Source organism: Paradesertivirga mongoliensis (genome assembly GCF_024436395.1).
GTDB lineage: Bacteria > Bacteroidota > Bacteroidia > Sphingobacteriales > Sphingobacteriaceae > Paradesertivirga > Paradesertivirga mongoliensis.
Window position 1 is genome coordinate 266,324 of record NZ_JAFMZO010000003.1, and the last position, 21,072, is coordinate 287,395.

18 protein-coding genes are annotated in these 21,072 nt (G+C 42.4%); 15 read left to right on the forward strand and 3 right to left on the reverse strand.

The features are described from left to right. Positions 1–23 precede the first annotated feature (23 nt). The 11 genes from J3P43_RS12410 (at position 24) to J3P43_RS12460 (ending at position 12,031) form a co-directional block, all read left to right on the forward strand. On the forward strand, positions 24–617 hold the full coding sequence (locus tag J3P43_RS12410) for an NADH-quinone oxidoreductase subunit A (protein WP_255902846.1): 594 nt from the start codon (positions 24–26) through the stop codon (positions 615–617). After that, a complete protein-coding gene (locus tag J3P43_RS12415) occupies positions 614–1,099 on the forward strand; it encodes an NADH-quinone oxidoreductase subunit B (protein ID WP_255902848.1) in 486 nt (161 codons plus the stop codon). Before J3P43_RS12410 ends, J3P43_RS12415 begins: the two co-directional genes overlap by 4 nt. Before the next feature lie 66 nt (positions 1,100–1,165). Continuing rightward, entirely contained in the window at positions 1,166–2,305 is a 1,140-nt protein-coding gene (locus J3P43_RS12420; RefSeq protein ID WP_255902850.1) for a 5-(carboxyamino)imidazole ribonucleotide synthase, read from the forward strand. Between the two features lie 46 nt (positions 2,306–2,351). Beyond that, positions 2,352–2,837 (forward strand): 5-(carboxyamino)imidazole ribonucleotide mutase, encoded by a 486-nt coding sequence (purE, locus tag J3P43_RS12425; protein ID WP_255902852.1) that lies wholly within the window; start codon positions 2,352–2,354, stop codon positions 2,835–2,837. Positions 2,838–3,003: 166 nt separating this feature from the next. After that, positions 3,004–6,030 carry a tetratricopeptide repeat protein gene (locus tag J3P43_RS12430; RefSeq protein WP_255902854.1) on the forward strand — a complete coding sequence of 1,009 codons (3,027 nt, stop codon included), beginning with the start codon at positions 3,004–3,006 and terminating at the stop codon, positions 6,028–6,030. A 1-nt stretch (position 6,031) separates the two neighbouring features. After that, positions 6,032–7,708: a porin family protein gene (locus J3P43_RS12435; protein ID WP_255902856.1), complete on the forward strand. Its 1,677-nt coding sequence runs from the start codon at positions 6,032–6,034 to the stop codon at positions 7,706–7,708. A gap of 40 nt (positions 7,709–7,748) precedes the next feature. Next, positions 7,749–8,783 carry an HU domain-containing protein gene (locus J3P43_RS12440; RefSeq protein ID WP_255902859.1) on the forward strand — a complete coding sequence of 345 codons (1,035 nt, stop codon included), beginning with the start codon at positions 7,749–7,751 and terminating at the stop codon, positions 8,781–8,783. A 13-nt stretch (positions 8,784–8,796) separates the two neighbouring features. Beyond that, positions 8,797–9,501: a MotA/TolQ/ExbB proton channel family protein gene (locus tag J3P43_RS12445; protein ID WP_255902861.1), complete on the forward strand. Its 705-nt coding sequence runs from the start codon at positions 8,797–8,799 to the stop codon at positions 9,499–9,501. After that, entirely contained in the window at positions 9,498–9,893 is a 396-nt protein-coding gene (locus J3P43_RS12450) for an ExbD/TolR family protein (RefSeq protein WP_255902863.1), read from the forward strand. Before J3P43_RS12445 ends, J3P43_RS12450 begins: the two co-directional genes overlap by 4 nt. A 1-nt stretch (position 9,894) precedes the next feature. Beyond that, on the forward strand, positions 9,895–10,704 hold the full coding sequence (locus tag J3P43_RS12455) for an energy transducer TonB (RefSeq protein WP_255902865.1): 810 nt from the start codon (positions 9,895–9,897) through the stop codon (positions 10,702–10,704). A gap of 25 nt (positions 10,705–10,729) precedes the next feature. Continuing rightward, positions 10,730–12,031, forward strand: a complete 1,302-nt coding sequence (locus tag J3P43_RS12460) for a bifunctional folylpolyglutamate synthase/dihydrofolate synthase (RefSeq protein WP_255902867.1) — start codon at positions 10,730–10,732, stop codon at positions 12,029–12,031. Positions 12,032–12,035: 4 nt separating this feature from the next. Here the strand turns inward: J3P43_RS12460 and J3P43_RS12465 are convergent, their stop codons facing one another. The 3 genes from J3P43_RS12465 to J3P43_RS12475 all read right to left on the reverse strand — a co-directional run bounded on the left by J3P43_RS12465 (position 12,036) and on the right by J3P43_RS12475 (position 15,577). Beyond that, entirely contained in the window at positions 12,036–13,085 is a 1,050-nt protein-coding gene (locus J3P43_RS12465; RefSeq protein ID WP_255902869.1) for an agmatine deiminase family protein, read from the reverse strand. 16 nt (positions 13,086–13,101) lie between these two features. Next, the gene (locus J3P43_RS12470; RefSeq protein ID WP_255902871.1) at positions 13,102–13,974 is read right to left on the reverse strand and encodes a carbon-nitrogen hydrolase; all 873 of its coding nucleotides are present in this window, start codon (positions 13,972–13,974) and stop codon (positions 13,102–13,104) included. 160 nt (positions 13,975–14,134) lie between these two features. After that, positions 14,135–15,577 (reverse strand): APC family permease, encoded by a 1,443-nt coding sequence (locus J3P43_RS12475; protein WP_255902873.1) that lies wholly within the window; start codon positions 15,575–15,577, stop codon positions 14,135–14,137. A 175-nt stretch (positions 15,578–15,752) separates the two neighbouring features. Between J3P43_RS12475 and J3P43_RS12480 the strand changes: the two genes are divergently transcribed. The 4 genes from J3P43_RS12480 (at position 15,753) to J3P43_RS12495 (ending at position 21,071) form a co-directional block, all read left to right on the forward strand. Then, positions 15,753–17,963, forward strand: coding sequence for a sodium-translocating pyrophosphatase (locus J3P43_RS12480; RefSeq protein WP_255902875.1), 2,211 nt, complete (start codon positions 15,753–15,755; stop codon positions 17,961–17,963). A gap of 65 nt (positions 17,964–18,028) precedes the next feature. After that, positions 18,029–19,489, forward strand: coding sequence for an amino acid permease (locus J3P43_RS12485; RefSeq protein WP_255902877.1), 1,461 nt, complete (start codon positions 18,029–18,031; stop codon positions 19,487–19,489). Between the two features lie 50 nt (positions 19,490–19,539). Further along, positions 19,540–20,118, forward strand: a complete 579-nt coding sequence (locus J3P43_RS12490) for a MarC family protein (RefSeq protein ID WP_255902879.1) — start codon at positions 19,540–19,542, stop codon at positions 20,116–20,118. A 35-nt stretch (positions 20,119–20,153) separates the two neighbouring features. Next, entirely contained in the window at positions 20,154–21,071 is a 918-nt protein-coding gene (locus J3P43_RS12495) for a carbon-nitrogen hydrolase family protein (RefSeq protein ID WP_255902881.1), read from the forward strand. Position 21,072: the final 1 nt, after the last annotated feature.

The window sequence follows — 21,072 nt, forward strand, 5'->3', positions numbered from 1 at the left end:
TAAAAATTACTAAATTTGCCCTCATGGAGCAGGTCTCTCAGCTTACAGAATTCGGCAAAATTTTCCTTTTCCTAATTATAGGCATACTATTAGTGTCTGCTACTCTATTTCTTTCCAGATCATTGTCAATACGCCGCCCTACCCCTTTAAAACTTTCATCATATGAGTGCGGAGAAGAGCCTAGCGGAAATTCATGGCTGCAGTTCAATTCCAGATTTTATGTAATCGCCCTGGTATTTTTATTATTTGATGTCGAGCTGATTTTTATTTTCCCCTGGACCACTGTTTTTGGCCAAAAAATATTAATTAACGCCGACCCGATGTGGGGATGGCTTACCCTGATCGAGATGTTCGTTTTTGTCGGCATTCTCCTCATCGGTTTGGTTTATGTTTGGCGAAAAGGCGATCTGGACTGGATACGCCCGGAGCAAAAACTTCCCGTAGCAGAAAGCAATATACCTTTATCAGTATATGATAAAATCAACGCCGAAGTTTATACTGTAAAGCCTTTCTTTGCAGAACGACCACAGGTTCAAGTTGAATCAATAGCACCTGCAAATTCTCCGGTTTCCAAACCAGCGTTTAAACCAACATTCAGAAAACCTCCGCAAGCATGAGTTTAGAAAAGATGTCGCAAGATGGTGGAGTTATCATCACAAAAGTAGACGACCTGTTAAATTGGGCCCGTTTATCATCAATTTGGCCGGTTAGTTTTGGTATTGCCTGCTGTGCAATCGAAATGATGGGTTCGTATGCCTCTACATATGATTTTGACCGGCTGGGAGTTTTTCCAAGGCCTTCGCCACGCCAGTCGGATGTAATCATCATTGCAGGCACCGTTACCTTTAAAATGGCCGAACGCATCAGACGACTGTATGAGCAGATGCCCGAACCGAAATATGTTATATCCATGGGCTCGTGCTCAAACTGTGGCGGTCCCTACTGGCAACACGGGTATCATGTTGTAAAAGGCGTAGATCGTATTATTCCTGTTGATGTATACGTTCAGGGTTGTCCGCCGAGGCCAGAATCACTGATCGGCGCAATTTTAGAATTACAGAAGAAAATAAAGGAAGAGAGCCTCTTATCATCAAAATAGAAACACATCGAATTCAAACCCGATCTGATTTTAATATTGATTTTTAATATTTGACTTATTATGCCAATGAAATCATTTTATGGAGATTTACGTGTAGGGATCCTCGGAGGAGGACAGCTCGGGCGTATGCTCATCCAGGAAGCGATAAGCTATAACACGAACATCAGGGTACTTGATCCTGACCCCGACGCTCCCAGTAAAAATCTTTGTGATAAGTTTGTTGCGGGCTCGCTTACCGACTTCGACACCGTATATAATTTCGGTAAGCAAACAGACCTGCTTACCATCGAAATAGAAAAAGTGAATGTTGATGCCCTTCAACAGTTAGAAGATGAAGGTGTATTGGTTTATCCCCAACCCCGCATTATCCGTCTGATTCAGGACAAAGGTTTACAAAAGGAATTTTTCAAACAAAACGACATCCCCACCTCTCCCTTTCAGCTTATTGCCTCTAAAGAAGCGCTAAAGTCGGCTGCCATCCCTTTCCCCTTTATCCAGAAGCTAAGAAAAGATGGCTACGATGGACGCGGGGTATACAAAGTAAAGTCAAAAGCAGATCTGGAAACAGCCTTTGATGCACCCAGTATTGTAGAGGAATGGGTAGACTTTGAAAAGGAAATTGCAGTAATCGTAGCCAGAAATGAAAAGGGAGATATCAAGACCTTTCCTTGCGTGGAAATGGAATTTAATGCCGAGGCTAACTTAGTTGAATTTTTAATCTCTCCTTCCACCTTACCGGTCGAAGTGCTAAAACAAGCCGATCAACTGGCGATACAAATAGCTGAAGCGCTAAAGATTATTGGAGTGCTTGCAGTTGAAATGTTCCTCACCAAAGACGGTCACCTGCTGGTGAACGAACTGGCTCCCCGCCCGCATAACAGCGGACATCATAGCATTGAGGGAAATCTTACTTCGCAATTTGAACAGCATTTGAGGGCTATATTTAATTTACCACTGGGCGACACCACCGCTATCGGACATGCGGTGATGATAAACCTTTTGGGAGAAAAAGGATATGAAGGACTTGCAGAATACGAAGGTATTGAAGAACTTTTAAAACAACCGAGAACATATGTTCATTTATACGGTAAAAAATTCACTAAGCCTTTCCGTAAAATGGGCCACGTTACCATTGTTGACGACAATAGAGAGGAAGCGATAGCCAAAGCACGCTGGGCACAAAAAACAATTAGAGTAAAAGTATAGATAAGCCGTAAATGGTTCTTACTTTCGAATTTAACCTTTTAATTATATGATAAAAGTAGGCATAATAATGGGCAGCAAGTCGGATTTACCTGTAATGCAGGACGCTGCCGACATTCTGAAAGAATTAGGCGTTGAATATGAACTAACTGTTGTATCGGCTCACCGCACGCCCGAAAGAATGTTTAATTATGCTAAAACGGCTGCAGACCGAGGATTAAAAATTATAATCGCCGGCGCAGGCGGCGCGGCGCATTTGCCTGGCATGGTAGCATCCATTACACATCTTCCCGTTATCGGCGTGCCGGTAAAATCTTCCAATTCTATTGATGGATGGGATTCTATCTTATCCATTTTGCAAATGCCCAATGGAATTCCGGTGGCAACCGTTGCGTTAAACGCCGCAAAAAATGCAGGCATACTTGCAGCGCAAATTCTTGGAACGAGCGACGAAGGTTTAAGCCAACGTTTAAAAGCTTACAAGCAGGATCTCAAAGAAAAGGTGGAAGCCAGCGCAAAAGAATTAGAAGGATAGCGTTCTGATATCCAGATCCTTGGATAGAATAAATATTTAAACCAATAAAGATTATATCACTTTAAAGGCTTTAAACGTTAATTTTGGTGGATTTTCCACATCTGTTAATTACTCATGTGGGCTAACCACTTGTATATCTGTTAATTTAGCACATACACTTTAAATTATGCTCAAAAAAACTGTCCAGACAACACTCATATGCCTCTTTATATCCGTTGTTACGCTGGCTCAACAAACAGAATGGTTTACGCTAAATCAGGCATATAAATCAGGGGTAGAGTTATTCGACAAAGGAAAATACGCAGCAGCCAGCGAGCAGTTCAGCAAGGTAGAGCAGGTCAACACCGCTCCTTCAAACCAGCCGGCAGATCACCGACAGGTGTCTCTGTTAAGGGAAAACGCACAGTTCTATCAGGCTGTATGCGCAGTAAAGCTTGAAAATCAAAATGCTGAAAGCCTGTTTTTAAAATTTATCCGCGAGTACCCTGCCAGTGCCAATACCAAATCGGCCTACTTTTATATGGGTACATCGTATTTCGAAAGAAAGAATTATGAAAAAGCAATAGAGTGGTTTAAACAGATCGATGCGAACAGCTTAACCTCCAAGGAAAGCGCAGAATACCGGTTCAAACTCGCCTATTCTTATTTTACTACAAAAAACTACAGTGAAGCTGAACCCCTGTTTGCAAAACTAAAAGATCAAAAATCCGAATATTCAGAGTCGTCAATTTACTATTACGCCTATCTCAATTATCTGGATGCGGATTACAAAACTGCTTTGGCCGAATTTGAACGCTTAAAAGATTCAAAAACCTATCAGGCCAGCTATCCTTATTATATTTCCGCCCTGTATTTTCTGGACAAGCGATATGATGATGTAATACGCTATACTATCCCTGCCATTGAAACCATTGATGCCAAATACAAGGCTGATATGTACAGAATTGTAGGTGCTACATACTTTGCCAAGGCAGATTACAAAACTTCGGCTTCTTATTATCAAAAATTCCAGGACCTGGATAAAGGCAAGACACAAAACAACCAGGATACTTATCAGATCGGATATCTGCATTTAAAGTTAGGCGATCCTAAAAGAGCGATTGCAGAACTCGAAAAACTGGAGTCGCCCGACGTATTTTACCAACACGGCATGATTGTGCTCGGCGATGCCTTAATTAAAACAGGCAACAAACAAAGTGCTCGGAATGCATTTTTCAGGGCATCTAAAATGGATTTTGATCCGGCACTAAAAGAAGAGGGCCTTCTAAATTACGCCAAGCTTTCTTATGAGCTCGAGTTTCACTCTGTTGCTTTGGATGCTGTTCAGGAATACCTTAAAACCTATCCCCGCTCAAGCAGGATTAACGAAGCAAAGACTTTATTGGGGAAAGTTCTGCTGTCGACCAAGAACTATAAGGATGCCGTAAACATTCTGGAAACCATTCCAAATAAAACAGATGACACGCGAGAAGTTTATCAGAGAGTGACATATTACCGTGGATTGGAGTTCTACAATGAAAGAGCATTTGAAAATAGTATTTCGATGTTTATGCGTTCTGTGAACAATCCACTCGACAGTGAAATTGAAGCTCTTGCTACGTATTGGCTCGCTGAAGCGATGTTCGAGGTAAGGAAATACGGTGAATCTGTGGATACTTTTGAAAAATTCCTGGGGCTTCCTGCTGCCCGCCGTACAGACGTGTTTAATTACGCTAATTATGCACTGGGATATTCTGCCTTTCAAAACGATAACTATTCTAAATCTGCAAATTATTTCCAGAAGTTTTTAAATGGAGACGAGAAAGACAGAAATACTATAAACGACGCCACATTGCGTCTTGCCGACTCTTATTTTGTTATTAAGAACTACCCCCAGGCGATGAATCAATATAATAAGATCATCGCATGGAATGCTCAGGGTGAGGATTACGCATTGTTTCAGCGGGGAATGATCCAGGGACTTCAGAGTCAGAACGATGCTAAAATAAGTACACACCAGTCTCTCTTAAGTCAGTTTCCAAAATCTAACTATGCAGATGATGCCACGTTTGAAATTGGCTATACCTATTTCGTAAAAAACGATTATGAAAACGCAACTTCGGGTTTAAATAATCTGATTTCAAAATATCCGAGAAGCAGTTATGTGCCAAGAGCTTTGGTCACCATCGGTTTGATTCATTATAACCAGGATAAAGATCCCGAAGCGCTCGAAGCATTCCAGCGTGTTGTGAAAGAATATCCTACAACAGACGAGGCCAAACTCGCCCTTGAATCGATCAAAAATATTTATCTCGATAAATCGGATGCAGATGGTTTTCTGGCTTACGCAAATACCACCAGCATTGGTAACTTAAGCACAGCCGAACAAGACAATATTACTTTCCAGGCAGTTAACAATCGCTTTCTGAAAGGCGATTACCAGGGTGCGTTTGAAGCGGTTAATGCTTATTTCGATAAATTCCCGAGACCTATTCATGAAAAACATGCGAGGTTTATCAGAGCCGAAAGTCTGGTTAAGATAAAACGTCCGGATGAAGCAATACCTGATTATAACTTTATTTTAAACGACTGGACCAGCGAATACACGGAGCGCTCTCTGATCAGCATTTCAAAATTATACCTGAACCAGAAAAAATATAACGAAGCCGTTGTATATCTGAAAAAACTGGAGCTTACCTCAGAATACAAGTCTAATTACGGCTTTGCTGTAAATAACCTGATGGAAGCTTACAGCCAGATGGGAATGCCTGATGATGTTCTTAAATATGTAACTATCGTAAGAGCCTTCGATAAGGCTTCGGCTGAAGATAAACTAAGAGCAGGCTTGTATGCGGGTAAGGCATATATGACGAAAGGTGATACCACTGCGGCTGTTAAAGAACTTACCGATATATCGACTAAGACGACAACAGCGGTTGGAGCAGAAGCACGTTATACTCTAGCTCTTGTGCAACACTTAAAAGGCAATTACAAAGCAGCCGAAACCGCCGCCTTTAAGCTTATCAACGAAATGCCTTCGCATGACTATTGGGTTGCCAAAAGCTATTTATTGCTGGCAGATAATTATATAGCTACAAAACAGGATTTTCAGGCAAAGAGCACCCTACAGAGTATTATAGACCACTACCAGGAGGATGATGACATTTTGCCAACGGCCAAAGCAAAGCTGGAAACCTTAAACAAAAAGAAATAATATGAAATCGACATACTTCCGGTATACATTCTTTTTTTTAATGTCAGGTTCGCTTGCCGGATTTGCACAAACACCGTCTGCCCAGGGCAGGCCGATTCAAAAAGACACTATAACTGAAGAGATAGAAGTGGTACGGCCTTATAGACCCGTGCTGGCTGACGCTTCCAAAATCAGGCGCAGTCCGAACTTAAATAACAATAAGCCCTTCAGACCCAATCTTAATTATAGTATTACAGATAAGAGACTTGAACTGAACAGTGATCTGCGCCAGTTGCAGGCCGAAGAACTTATTCAGCCGCCGCCCTCCCTCCTCGAAAACAACTACGCAAAACTTGGTGCGGGTAATCTGGGCACAGTTCTCGGTGAGGTATATATCAATACCGGGGCAGATCCGGCGCTTCAGGCAGGTGGGTATCTGAAACATATCAACCAAAGCGGTGACTTTAACAAACAACAATATTCACGTCAGGAACTCGGAATCTTTGGAAAAAGCATTCGCGATAAAATCACCTTAAATGGAGAACTTGGATATGACAGGTTTTCAACCTTCTTTTATGGCATTCAGCCAGACAACAGTTCAGCAAATCCCGATCCTGGAACTCAGCGCTTTGGAACCCTAAGCTTAAAAGGGGAACTGCTCAAAAACTTTGAAGAGTCTTCTGAATCTGATTACGGAGCAAAACTCGATGCTTATTTCCTTGGAAACAAGTATGATGCGAAAGAAAACTCTTTTACCCTTAGTGGCTTTTTCAATAAAGTTTGGCGAGATTTCAATGTTGGCGCCAATAGTTCCATCGATTTTACCGGAACTAAAGATGCGGGATATGACCTCAGCAATAACCTGATCCGTATTAATCCTTATCTTAAACTACAGGGCAAAAACTATAAACTTTCGCTTGGAATCAACCTCGTTAAAGAATTTGGCACCAGTTCAAGAACTAATTTATTCCCAACTGTAATAGGTGAACTGCCAATTGTGCCGGGATATGCAACAATTTTCGGGGGTTATACCGGCGATGTGCTAAAATCAACATTAAGAAGCTTTGCAGCGACAAATCCATACCTGGCTCCAAACGTACAAATCCTCAATGCCGTTGAAAAATCAAACGTATATGGCGGGATTAAAGGCAATGCAGGCGCTGGCTTCGGGTTTAAAGCTATGGTATTCTACAAATCGGTAGAGGATATGCCCCTATTCACACATAACGCCGAGGCTTTCCAGAAATTCGATGTTATTTACGATGAAGGTACCAGCAAGAACTTCGGATTTGAAGGCGAATTAAGTGTAAGAGCATCCGAAACGCTCTTTCTTACCGGCCGGCTTTTAATGAATGAGTATAAAATGGCCAGCCAGCAGGAAGCCTGGTATAAACCTAACTTCCGCTTGTTTTCGAACGCACGCTTATCGTTAAACAAGAAATTTATATTGGATGCCGAACTCGTTTTAAACGGCGACTCAAACGGACTAACCTACGTGCAAGGTACCGATCCGCTTGAACAGGAAGTAATTACAGTAAAAAGTTACGTTGACTTAAGCGCAGGAGCCGAGTATCAATTCAAACAAAAATTCGGTGCCTTTTTACGCGTTAACAACCTTTTCGGAAACGAATATCAGCGTTATTTGTATTACCCTAACCTCGGACTAAATATTTTGGGAGGCCTGAACTATTCGTTTTGATGCTTTGTGGCGTCAACAATTTAGATTAATTTTACCCTGAATGGATATCGCTCAATATATTTCAGATTTACTTAACGAGCATAATGAAGTAAGCCTTCCGGGAATCGGCACCTTTTTTAAACGAAATGTTAATGCGCAATATAACGCCGATGAAGGCTTGTATTATCCCCCTTCGCGTAAAATTGATTACAAGTCAGAGGAAGGTTCAGATTCAACACTAGTACAGCATATTGTTAACAGCAAGCATATCTCAGAATCTTCTGCGATGTATTTTGTTGAGCGTTTTTGCGATAACTTAAGGAAGAATCTGGATAAGGACTCTAAAGTGACTATCAGTCCGCTGGGAACTTTGTTTAAAAAACAATCCGGATATGCACTTGAGCAAAGCGAACTGCAGTCGTCATTAGAACATTTCGGTTTAAAACCTGTAAAAGAATTTCAATTTTCGGGCGAACACTCAATTGGTACTGCCGCTTCAACGGCCACTGATTTATCTGAACCCGAAGCAGAGAGCGCACCCTCCGGTTCTAAAGGTGTTTTTATAATATTGGGAATACTATTAGTCCTTGGTATCTTAACGGGTTTGGCCTATTACTTTTACCCGCAGTACTTTAAAAATTTAAGTCTTCCGGGAAGTAAAGCCCCGAGCAAAAAAACCGCTCCGCTGCCTTTGCCTCAAACAGATTCTTTGGAAGAATCTGAAGCTCTGGCCGATACTATATTGAAGAATCTGGAGAGAGAAGGCCTGCATGGAGCGGAAGTTGAGAAAGCTCCGGACACGCTGAACATTAGCACGACCGCAAGCGCAGCAGACACCTTGAAAACGCCTGCTCTGCCGTCTAAAACCTATGAGGTAATTGTAGCCTCCTTCGGTTTAAAGAAAGAAGCAGAAAACTCAATCAAAAATCTGCGCAAAGCGGGTATCGACGCTAAAGTGGTTGTTGACACAAAAAAACCAAAATATAAAGTAAGTATTGGCGGTTTTCCAACAATGCAGGCTGCTAATAAAGAAAAACTCCGTATTCAAAAAGGCGTAAATAAAGATGCCTGGATTTTAACTGTAACGAATAAATAAATTAAACGCACACATGTTTTTATTACAATCTGATTCAATAAATAATATTATCCCCGATACCGTTGCAACTGCCGTAACGCAAACAGCCAAGGCGGCAGAAGAGCTCCGTTTTATTGATCTCCTGGTAAAAGGTGGCTGGGTGATGATCCCGCTGGGAATTCTTTTTTTTCTTGGTCTGATCATTTTCATCGAGCGCTACATTACCATCAGAAAAGCCTCCAGGGATGAGTCGAACTTAATGGTTCAGGTTAAACAAAATATTTTGTCGGGCAAAGTGGATGCAGCCATTGCTTTATGCCGTAACAGTAATACACCATTAGGCCGTATGCTTCAAAAAGGAGTTACACGTATTGGCCGCCCGATAAAAGACATTGAAGGAGCCATCGAAAACATTGGCAAACTTGAAGTTTCCAAATTGGAAAAGAACATTAGTATCCTTGGAATTATCGCCGGTATTGCTCCCATGTTTGGTTTCGTTGGAACGATTTCCGGTGTAATCCGCATCTTCTATAATATTTCACTTTCCGACAATATCAGCATGGGTATTATTGCCGGCGGTTTATACGAAAAGATGATCACTTCTGCAGCTGGTTTGGCCATTGGTATAGTTGCCTATATTGGCTACCATATTCTAAATATAATGGTAGACCGGGTGATTTTGAGAATGGAGACGGATGCCGTTGAGTTTATTGATCTGCTAGAAGAACCGGGACGATGAATTTAAAAGGAAGAAAACGCCCTCATGCAGAAATACATACTTCTGCAATGAATGACATCATGTTCTTTTTGATGTTATTCTTTCTCATTGCGTCAACGGTAACGAATCCAAACGTCATTAAATTGATGCTTCCAAAATCGGATTCCGGGCAATCTGTATCCAAAAAAACCGTTACCTTATCAGTTACCCATGATTTGAAATATGAGCTGAATAAACAGCCGGTAACTCTCGAGGAAATTCCGAACCGCCTCACCGCATTTCAACAACAGGCCCAGGAATTGACAATCGTTTTATATGTGGATAAGACGGTAGCGATTCAAGACGTGGTTCAAATCATGGACATAGCAAACAAAATGGCTATAAAGCTGGTATTGGCAACAGAGCAAAAATAGTATGCGCTATCAGGAAGAAAATAATTACCCAAAAGCATTTGCCTGGTCTACAGGCTTAATGGCTTTATTCATTTTGATAAGCTATTTGATAGTCTTTGGGATGCAGGCTCCACCCGAAGAGCAAGGGATGGGTGGAATATTGGTTAATTACGGTACTGCACCAGAAGGAATGGGTGATGATTTTACCAGCATAGAAGAACCTTCGGTTGCACCGAATGCCAATAATGTTTCTCCGGATAAAGTGCTTGAAAACCCGCAGCAGACCAGTGACCCGACTTCAGAAACAAGTGACAAAACTGTGGTTACTCAAAATACCGAAGATGCCCCGGCAGTTACAACTTCCAAGAAAAACACCACTGCTAGTCCATCTACCTCGCCGGTAACAAAAGACAGCAAACCTGCCATCAATGAAAATGCATTATATAAAGGGAAAAAGAATAATGGCACCGGGCAAGGCGATGGCACCGGAAGTACCCCTGGCAACCAGGGTGATCCTGATGGTTCTACATTAGCGCCCAATTATGGTGAAGGCGGCTCCGGTTTCGGAAACGCACGTTTAGCCAACAGAACCTCTGTTATCAAACCCAAAGTTGAAGACAGCGGTCAGGCAACAGGCAGGATTGTAATTGACATTATCGTTGGCAAAGATGGCGAAGTAAAAAGCGCCAGGATAGGACGCGGAACAACCATCGCCGACTACAAGTTGCAACAAAAGTGCAGGGAGGCGGTATTAGGAGCCCGTTTCAACCGTTCAGAAACCGCACCGGAGAGCCAGCCAGGAAGTTTCGTCTTCAGTTTCAAGGTAGATTAAATAAGGTTCAGAGCTTACGCCGCTGATGAATTACCAGCAAACCCTCGACTATCTTTACTCCCGTTTGCCCATGTTTTCGAAATTGGGTGTAGCTGCTATAAAAAAGGATCTGACCAATACCATTGAGTTGTGCAAACGCCTTGATAATCCCCAGGACAAGATTAAGACCATTCACATTGCCGGTACCAATGGTAAAGGTTCGGTATCGCATATGCTCGCTGCTATCCTGCAAACGGCAGGCTATAAAACAGGGCTCTACACGTCGCCTCACCTGCGCGACTTTAGGGAGCGGATTCGTATCGATGGGAAAATGATTCCCGAAGCAAATGTGGTAGAATTTGTAAGATCTCAAAAAGCAATCATCGAAGAGATTGAGCCATCATTCTTTGAGGTAACGGTTGCAATGGCCTTTAGTTATTTTGAAGGGGAGAAGGTAGACATCGCCGTAATTGAAACAGGTTTAGGTGGCCGGCTCGATTCAACAAACATTATAACCCCACTCCTCTCTGTAATTACAAATATCGGGTACGATCATACTAATATACTTGGCAGTACACTTCCGGAGATAGCCTTTGAAAAAGCGGGAATCATCAAAGAAAATATTCCGGTGGTAATTGGCGAAAAGCAAGACGAAATAGCGGATGTATTTTTGCGAAAGGCTCAGGAAATGTCATCACATCTTGTATTTGCGGATGCTGATTGGGCCGTTACGGTAGAGACCGAAGTCTTAAATCACAAAAAAGGCGAGCCACTAGCTATCTGTGTAAAAAGATCCGACAGTCTTTCAAGCATTCGCCTGGAACTCGACCTTAAGGGGAGCTATCAGCGAAAAAATGTTAAAACCGTTTTAAGCGCTGTTGAAGAACTGAAAACCCTGGGATTCGTAATATCACCAGACCACATTCTCGTGGCGCTAAAGCAGGTTACCCGACTAACAGGCTTATTGGGAAGGTGGCATACGATGAGCACTGACCCCTTAATTATTTGCGATACAGGGCACAATGAACATGGGATGAGAGAAGTGATAAAAAATATCAATTCAGTTCCATATCAAAACCTCCATATGGTGATCGGTATGGTAAAAGATAAAGACATCAGCAAAGTTCTTTCACTTCTCCCTAAAAAGGCCAGATACTACTTTTGTGCACCTAAAATTGACCGGGCCAAGCCCGAGACAGAAATAGCGGAAGAGGCGGCGGCGTTAAATTTAGAGGGGCACCCATACCCTTCCGTTTACGAGGCACTGGAAGCTGCAAAAAAAAATGCCCACAAAGATGATCTGATCTTTGTGGGCGGAAGCACCTTTGTGGTGGCAGAAGTTATTTAACACATCAAACCGCAGGTTCCTGCTGACTTAAGCAGTGAAAGCTGCCCAGTCCCCAGATAATTTCCGTAGAATCTATCCCAACTACTTCCCTACCGGGATAACATTGAGCAATGATATCCAACGCTTTTTCATCGCTATTTGAACGATAAGTTGGCACAATTACATGTTTATTACTGATATAAAAGTTTGCATAAGATGCTGGTAAGCGCATTCCATCGTACACAACGGCATCGGGCATCGGTAATTCGACTATATTAAGCTGCTTGCCATTAAGAATACGCATTGTGCTCAAAGACTTTAAATTCTTCTGCAGGAGCTCGTAATTCTCATCATTAACGTCAGTTTCCACAACGCTTAAAACAGTATCCTCATTCACAAAGCGAATAGTATCGTCAATGTGTCCGTCTGTATCATCGCCAACAATCCCTTCATCAACCCATAATATCTGATCAATGCCGTAGTAATCTGATAAGTACTTCTCTATCTGGCCCTGGTTTAAATGCGGGTTTCTATTTTGATTTAACAGGCAGCACGTTGATGTAAGAACCGTACCAGCCCCGTTAAACTCCACCGATCCTCCTTCCATCACGATCCCTGGGTGAAAAACCGGGATATTCAAATGCTTTCCAATAAGTGAGGGAACCACATCATCCAAATCAAAAGGCGGATATTTATTCCCCCAGGCATTGTAACCCCAGTCTACAATTACTTTTTTTATGTCAGAAGCAGGGTTTATCAGAAAAGCCGGACCATGATCCCTGCACCAGGCATCGTTAGTCGGATTGAAAAAAAATTCGATTTGTGAGAGATTTGCGCCTGCATCTTGTAAATGACGTAAAGCCGAATCTTTCATTTGCTGATTAGCGACATTGATCCGTACTTTTTCACTTAGTGCCAGAATCTTTACAAACTGGCTGTATGCAGGAAAAACCTTATTTATTGTACCCGGCCAGCTTTCTTCCTTATGCGGCCAGCTGAGCCATGTAGCTTCATGCTTTTCAAATTCGGCAGGAAAATAGTAGCCTAATTCCTTGGGTGTTTTTGATGTATCCAATTAATTGGGGATTAAATTAGCCTTCGTCTAAATATCTTTTGGTAATAGGTTCGTACGAATCGATTCTACGATCGCGTAAAAACGGCCAGTGGGTACGATAGCTGTCTGATTTATTTAAATCCAGTTCCTCCACATGAATTTCTTCCTCTGTATGTGATCCTTGATACAATACCTTTCCGAAAGGATTGGATACAAAAGAACCACCCCAAAACTTCATCGGCCCTTCATCTCCGGTTCTATTTACACTGACCACGTACACACCATTTGCTACAGCATGACTGCGCTGAATTGTTTGCCACGCGTTGTACTGCTCCGTATTTACATCAACTTGCTGAGATGAGGACCAACCAATAGCTGTGGGATAAAACAAGATTTCTGCACCCATTAATGAGGTAATTCGCGCAGCTTCCGGATACCACTGATCCCAACAGATCAACACGCCGATAGTAGCATATTTAGTTTTGAATACTTTATAGCCCAAATCTCCGGGAGTGAAGTAAAACTTCTCATAATATCCAGGATCATCCGGAATATGCATCTTGCGATACTTCCCCAGATACGTACCATCAGCATCCAATACTGCGGTGGTATTATGATATAGCCCTTCGGCTCTCTTTTCGAATAACGATGCGATGATTACAACGTTTAACTCCTTTGCAAGTTCTGCTAAAGCATTACTTGAGGGGCCAGGAATAGCCTCGGCAAGCAAAAAATTATCATAATTTTCTTCATCGCAAAAATACAAGGAGGTAAAAAGTTCCTGCAAGCAAACAATCTGAGCACCTTTAGCAGCTGCCTCACGTGTTTTTTCGATTGCCTTGGCAAGGTTCTCATCCTTGCTGGCAGTGCAGCTCATTTGCACTAAACCAACCTTAACGTTTTTTTTCATTAAATTCTTTTCGCAAAATTAAAATTCCAAAACCTAATTATCACAATAAATCAAGATACTTTATCCTTCATTGAAATTGGTCAGTCTTTTAGTGCATTTAAACGCAGGGGAAACAGAAAAAAGGATATCTACCCTAAAATAAGACACCTACCAAACAAATCTATTTTTCGGCAGGCAACAATTGTCTCCAGATATAGTAAACCGGCAGTCCGATTAATACGATAATAAGCCCGGGCCAGGTGTATTCTGGTTTAAAAACGATTAGCAGCGTACAAAAGGTAAGTCCCATTAGAATGTACAGAGCGGGCAGAACCGGGTATCCAAAGGCCTTGTATGGTCTTTCTGCTTCGGGTCTGGTCTTTCTCAATATGAATATGCCGATGATGGTGAGCACATAAAACAATACCACTACAAATGATATCATATCCAACAAATCACCATACTTACCGCTTATGCATAAAATACAAGCCATAACGCACTGTATCCAGAGCGCAAATTCGGGCACCGAATTTTTATTTAAGACGGATGTCTTCCGGAAAAACAATCCGTCCTTCGCCATAGTGTAATACACTCTTGCGCCCGACAGAATCAAACCATTATCACATCCGAAAGTTGAAACCATAATCATGACCGCAATTAAAGTGGTTCCAACTGTTCCGAACACCTCGGTGGCAACTGATAAAGCAATACGGTTATCTTTTGCAAAAGCCAACTGCTCGATTGGAAGTACCGAGATATACATCACATTGGCCGCAATGTAAATAAGAGTAACAATTAAGGTTCCGAGAAATAAGCTTAAACCAATATTTCTTTGCGGATTTCTAACCTCGCCGGCAATAAAGGTAACGTTGTTCCAGGCATCACTGCTAAAGATACTCCCAACCATGGCTGCGGCAAAAGCCCCGAGTATCGAAACCCCGACTAGATTCACCCAGTTATCCGCCGAACTGCCCGCATCGATCCGGGTAATGTGCCGCTTCATCGTCCATGCGTCTTGCCAGTTAGCATTCCAGATATCCGAATTTGCTGCCAGAAATCCAAAGATGATCAGGCCAAAAAGCGCAATTAATTTTGTCGCTGTAAAAGTAGTTTGTATAATTTTTCCGGTCTTTATTCCCCTGGTATTAATATAAGTCAGCAGGATAATCAGCGCAATACCGACCAGCTGAGCGGCGGAGATCTTGAACGTATCGGTGAACTGAAAGACCGTGTTGCCATCGCCAAGATCTTCGTTCAAATAACCAAGAAACTTTCCGAATGCAACTGCAACGGCGGCGATAGTCCCAGTTTGAATAACTGTAAAAAAGCTCCAGCCATACAGAAAACCTATTAACGGATTATAAGCCTCTTTCAAATAGACATATTGCCCGCCTGCTTTTGGAAACATTCCGCTTAGCTCGCCGTAGCTAATAGCAGCTATTAGGGTCATTAAGCCCGTGATCAACCACACTAAAATCAACCAGCCTGACGATCCAACATCCTTAAGCATGTCTGAGCTTACGATAAAAATTCCTGACCCGATCATACTTCCGGCAACTAATAATGTTGCATCCAGCAAACCGAGTTCACGTTTCATTGTTAGATTCTCCTGTGGTTCATCCATGATTATTTGATTAACTTAAGCAGCTTCTAAGATATTTAAAATTAAAAGCTAAAAAAGCGTCATTTAATAAAATTGAATTAGGTGTATGTTTTACACTATTTAATTTGCAAAACTGATTTACAGTTTTAATTTTGACTTTTTCACTAAACAATTAAACTAATTCGAACGCGTATTTATGCAAATTTTACAAGACAATTTAATTTATACTATTCCATTACTGGGTATAATCGGCATTCTGGTGATGCTTTATAAATCCGCATGGGTGATTAAACAGGATGCGGGTGATGAAAACATGCGAACACTAGCCGGATACATTGCTGATGGTGCAATGGCCTTCCTCAGAGCCGAATGGAAAGTATTAGGGTACTTTGCAGTAATCGCGGCAATAATTCTTGCTTTTTCGGGGAGTATGGTGGCTACCTCCAGTCCGGTAATTGCTATTTCATTTCTTATTGGAGCATTCACTTCTGCTTTCGCCGGATATATCGGTATGAACATCGCCACAAAGGCAAATGTAAGAACCACACATGCAGCCCGAACCAGCCTGGCACAAGCATTGAAGGTGTCGTTTACAGGCGGAAGCGTGATGGGGATCGGCGTTGCCGGACTCGCAGTACTTGGCCTGGGTAGTCTTTTTATTGTATTCTATCAAATGTATGTGGTGCAAACCAACGGCGACGTAAACGGCCACGAAATGGCTAAGGCGCTGGAGGTTCTGGCAGGATTTTCATTAGGCGCAGAATCTATCGCACTCTTTGCACGTGTGGGAGGCGGTATCTATACAAAAGCCGCCGATGTTGGTGCGGATTTAGTAGGAAAAGTTGAAGCCGGAATCCCTGAAGATGACGTGCGAAACCCGGCTACCATTGCCGATAACGTAGGTGACAATGTGGGTGATGTTGCCGGTATGGGAGCCGATCTTTTTGGTTCGTACGTGGCCACAATTTTAGCAACCATGGTTTTAGGACGTGAAATTGTATCTGTCGACAATTTTGGCGGAATTGCCCCTATCCTTCTGCCCATGCTTATCGCCGGGCTGGGCTTAATATTCTCTATTGTAGCCACTTCGTTTGTGAAAATCAAAGAAGAGACAGACAGCGTACAAAATGCCCTTAATATGGGTAACTGGTCCTCTATAATATTAACCGCGCTTGCCTCCTTTGTGGCTGTTAAATGGTTGTTGCCAGACACCATGTCTATCAGAGGCTACGAATTTACTAATACGGACGTGTTTTTAGCTATTATGGTGGGTTTGATTGTGGGTGCCTTGATGAGCATCATTACCGAATACTACACCGCAATGGGCAAACGTCCGGTAAACTCCATTATACAGCAATCGTCAACCGGCCATGCTACTAACATTATAGCAGGTCTCGCTGTGGGGATGGAGTCAACTGTTCTCCCTATTTTAGTTCTTGCAGCGGGCATTTATGGTTCATACCATTTTGCAGGCTTATACGGTGTTGCAATCGCCGCCGCCGGTATGATGGCTACTACAGCAATGCAACTCGCTATAGACGCCTTTGGCCCTATCGCCGATAATGCTGGTGGTATTGCAGAAATGAGTCAATTACCTGAAGAAGTGCGCCAGCGTACAGACAATTTGGATGCCGTAGGAAATACTACCGCTGCTACCGGAAAAGGATTTGCTATTGCGTCAGCAGCTTTAACTTCACTGGCTTTGTTCGCTGCATTTGTTGGTATTGCCGGAATCGACCGGATCGACATTTATAAGGCCGACGTGCTTGCCGGACTATTTGTTGGAGGCATGATTCCATATATTTTCTCATCGCTTTGCATCTCTGCAGTTGGCCGGGCAGCAATGGATATGGTACAGGAAGTACGCAGGCAGTTCCGTGAAATTCCCGGAATTATGGAATATAAAGCTAAACCTGAATATGAAAAATGCGTGGCTATCTCAACAAAGGCGTCTTTGCGTGAGATGATGTTACCCGGCGCTATTGCCTTAATCGTGCCTATTATTGTCGGCTTTTCATTCGGACCTGAAGTTTTAGGAGGATTACTTGCTGGTGTTACTGTTTCCGGCGTTTTGATGGGAATGTTCCAGTCGAATGCCGGTGGCGCCTGGGATAATGCTAAGAAATCATTTGAAAAAGGTGTGGAAATTAACGGTGAAATGTATTATAAGAAGTCCGAGCCGCATAAAGCTTCTGTAACCGGAGATACCGTTGGAGATCCGTTCAAAGATACGTCAGGGCCTTCAATGAACATCCTGATAAAATTAATGTCGATCGTATCCCTGATTATTGCGCCCCATATCTATGCCGGTGACGATGCAACGGCAATTAAACAGGAAGTTAGAAAAGAGATCAAGGCTGCTGCACAAAAAGCATCAATAAATTTTGTCGATTCGGAGAAACATTAGAATTATCTGTATATTTTTAGAATACTCTAAACAAAAACCAATTGTGGCAATATTAAACCTGATATATGTTCTATAAAAAATCTCTGGATCAATTATTAAAGGAATCAAAGTTCGAGGGCGGGTTAAAACGGACTCTCACGGCTAACAATTTGGTATCTCTCGGTATCGGCGCAATAATTGGTGCAGGAATTTTTACGCTAACCGGCACGGCTGCAGCTTTACATACCGGACCAGCAGTAGTTTTGTCTTTCATACTCGCTGCAGTAGCTTGTGCGTTTGCAGGCCTTTGCTATTCGGAGTTTGCGTCCATGATTCCTATATCTGGTAGCGCGTATACCTATGCATATGCAACTATGGGTGAATTTATAGCCTGGATTATCGGTTGGGATTTAATTATCGAATATTTGTTTGCCTCATCCACCGTTGCGGTAAGCTGGTCGGGGTACATGGTGAGCTTTCTGAAAGACTTTGGAATAACCATTCCGGCAAGCATAGCCCAGGCGCCTTATAATTACGATTCTGCAACAGGAATCTTTACTCCGACCGGCGCGATGATAAATTTTCCAGCCATATTTATCATCGGAATCATTACCACTCTATTAGTTATCGGGATTAGTGAGTCTGCGAAATTCAATAATATCATCGTTGTAGTGAAGGTAGCCGTTATCCTTTTATTTATCGGTTTCGGCTTTTCCTATGTCAATATGGACAACCTAACACCCTTTATCCCTGAATCAGAAGGCCCGGGTAAATATGGATTTGACGGAATTGTAAGGGGCGCAGGTATTATATTTTTCGCCTACATAGGCTTCGATGCGGTATCTACTGCAGCACAAGAAGCAAAAAATCCGCAAAAAGACATGCCGAGAGGCATTTTAGGGTCGCTGGCTATTTGCACAATCATTTATATTCTGGTCGGAATTGTGATGACTGGAATGGTTCCGTTTGAGCAATTAAACGTACCTGATCCTATCGCGGTAGCTGTAAATGCTGGCGGTGAAGATCTATTTTGGCTACGTTTCCCGATTAAAATCGGTGCTATTGCCGGATTAAGTTCGGTTATCCTGGTAATGTTAATGGGACAACCCAGAATCTTCTACTCCATGTCTAACGACGGACTTTTGCCAAAAGTTTTCAGTACCATCCACCCGCGATTTAAGACACCTTACATAACTACTATAATAACTGGTCTTATAGCAATGGTAATCGCTGGATTTGGCCCTATCAATTTATTAGGAGAACTCGTATCAATCGGTACATTGCTGGCATTTGTGATAGTTTGCGCCGGTATACTCGTGCTGCGATATACCGATCCTCAACTGCCTCGTCCGTTTAAAACGCCATTTTTTCCATGGGTACCTATTTTCGGTATACTGGTGTGTTTATATCTTATGGCCGGATTACCTTGGCATACCTGGGAGCGATTATTAATTTGGCTGCTAATCGGTATAATTATCTATTTTACTTATAGCAGGCACCATAGTAAGGTACGGAAAGACCTTCGCGGGCCTCTCGCAGAACATTAACAATTCAGGTTCCGAAGATTTCGGAACCTTTTTATTTTCAATGTCGGTCAATGAACAACTTCTTCTATCTTGATCAAAAACAGATCCTTTCTGTAACCATGATATTGTTCGCAATCATCGATATCATTGGTTCTATTCCGGTGGTTATTGCGTTGCGGAAGAAGGCAGGTCATATTCAGTCTGAAAAGGCAACCCTGGTAGCTCTGGTGCTCATGATCCTTTTTCTTTACCTGGGAGATGAGCTTTTAAAATTAATCGGACTGGATGTCGCCTCTTTCGCGATCGCCGGTTCTATCGTTATATTCGTTATCGCAATGGAAATGATTTTGGGAATTAATTTTTTCAAAGAAGAGATGCCCCGAACCGTATCTATAGTTCCCCTCGCTTTCCCACTTATCGCCGGTGCCGGAACAATGACTACCTTGCTGTCGCTGAGATCGGAATACGATACTCAAAATATCCTGATAGGAGTAATTATAAATATGGGCTTTGTATACATCGTGCTCAAAAATGTAATCAGAATCGAGAAAATGATTGGCCCCGGAGGGTTGAATGTTTTAAGAAAAGCCTTTGGTATAATTTTGCTGGCAATAGCGGTGAAACTTTTCAGAAATAATACGGGACTTTAAACCTCGAAAGCGATCACCTAAGTATCACTCACATAATGAAGTTAAGTATCGCTACAAGCCAATTTCCGGTTAGCGCGGATATCCACGAGAATAAAGAGAATATTCTAGGTCAGATGAGTCTGGCTAAAGAGCGTGGCTGCAATATTATTCATTTTCCGGAAGGGAGCCTTTCTGGCTATGCAGGTATCGATTTCTCCTCGTTCGACGGGTACAATTGGGTGCTGTTAAAAGAAAGTATGCTTGGGGTGATAAATGCCGCCAGGCAGTTGAGCATCTGGGTAGTGCTGGGTTCGTCTCACCAGTTAACAGGCTCTAATAAACCGCATAATAGCTTGTATATTATTACGGCCGACGGCAATATCGAAGATCGCTACGATAAACTATTTTGTGCAGGTAATGACTCAGAAAGCCAGGATGATCTTGCTCATTACTCCTCCGGAAATCATTTTACGCTATTTGTGATCAATGGTGTAAAATGCGGAACCTTAATATGTCATGATTTTCGCTATCCAGAATTATACCGCGAGCTTAAGAAGCATGGAGTTCAGCTCGTCTTCCACTCTTATCATGCAGGAAACATAGATGAAGCTAGGAGAACATTTATGGAATCGCAAGTGGGTGATGTCTATTTTAACCTCAATCCCGGCAGAACGATCCCAGAGATCACCATGCCAGCCAGCATGATATCATACGCTGCAAATAACCATGTATGGATAAGTTGTAGCAACACATCGGCCGCAGACAGTTGCTTCGCAAGTTTTATGGTTAGGCCCGACGGAGTAATTACAGGACGACTAGAGAAACACCAGCCGGGCATCCTGGTTACCGAGATCGACTTTGAACAACCATTTTACGACTCGACAAAATATTGGCGCAATAGAGCTATTAGTGGTATTTACCATAGTGGTAGCGAAATTAGCGATCCCCGATCGCAAAAACGGCAGGAGTTGTAAG

Bases quoted from the DNA above. Each gene is read 5' to 3' on its own strand.
- J3P43_RS12410 (WP_255902846.1), top strand. From the start codon at position 24: ATGGAGCAGGTCTCTCAGCTTACAGAATTCGGCAAAATTTTCCTTTTC.
- J3P43_RS12415 (WP_255902848.1), top strand. From the start codon at position 614: ATGAGTTTAGAAAAGATGTCGCAAGATGGTGGAGTTATCATCACAAAA.
- J3P43_RS12420 (WP_255902850.1), top strand. From the start codon at position 1,166: ATGAAATCATTTTATGGAGATTTACGTGTAGGGATCCTCGGAGGAGGA.
- purE (WP_255902852.1), top strand. From the start codon at position 2,352: ATGATAAAAGTAGGCATAATAATGGGCAGCAAGTCGGATTTACCTGTA.
- J3P43_RS12430 (WP_255902854.1), top strand. From the start codon at position 3,004: ATGCTCAAAAAAACTGTCCAGACAACACTCATATGCCTCTTTATATCC.
- J3P43_RS12435 (WP_255902856.1), top strand. From the start codon at position 6,032: ATGAAATCGACATACTTCCGGTATACATTCTTTTTTTTAATGTCAGGT.
- J3P43_RS12440 (WP_255902859.1), top strand. From the start codon at position 7,749: ATGGATATCGCTCAATATATTTCAGATTTACTTAACGAGCATAATGAA.
- J3P43_RS12445 (WP_255902861.1), top strand. From the start codon at position 8,797: ATGTTTTTATTACAATCTGATTCAATAAATAATATTATCCCCGATACC.
- J3P43_RS12450 (WP_255902863.1), top strand. From the start codon at position 9,498: ATGAATTTAAAAGGAAGAAAACGCCCTCATGCAGAAATACATACTTCT.
- J3P43_RS12455 (WP_255902865.1), top strand. From the start codon at position 9,895: ATGCGCTATCAGGAAGAAAATAATTACCCAAAAGCATTTGCCTGGTCT.
- J3P43_RS12460 (WP_255902867.1), top strand. From the start codon at position 10,730: ATGAATTACCAGCAAACCCTCGACTATCTTTACTCCCGTTTGCCCATG.
- J3P43_RS12470 (WP_255902871.1), bottom strand. From the start codon at position 13,974: ATGAAAAAAAACGTTAAGGTTGGTTTAGTGCAAATGAGCTGCACTGCC.
- J3P43_RS12475 (WP_255902873.1), bottom strand. From the start codon at position 15,577: ATGGATGAACCACAGGAGAATCTAACAATGAAACGTGAACTCGGTTTG.
- J3P43_RS12480 (WP_255902875.1), top strand. From the start codon at position 15,753: ATGCAAATTTTACAAGACAATTTAATTTATACTATTCCATTACTGGGT.
- J3P43_RS12485 (WP_255902877.1), top strand. From the start codon at position 18,029: ATGTTCTATAAAAAATCTCTGGATCAATTATTAAAGGAATCAAAGTTC.
- J3P43_RS12490 (WP_255902879.1), top strand. From the start codon at position 19,540: ATGAACAACTTCTTCTATCTTGATCAAAAACAGATCCTTTCTGTAACC.
- J3P43_RS12495 (WP_255902881.1), top strand. From the start codon at position 20,154: ATGAAGTTAAGTATCGCTACAAGCCAATTTCCGGTTAGCGCGGATATC.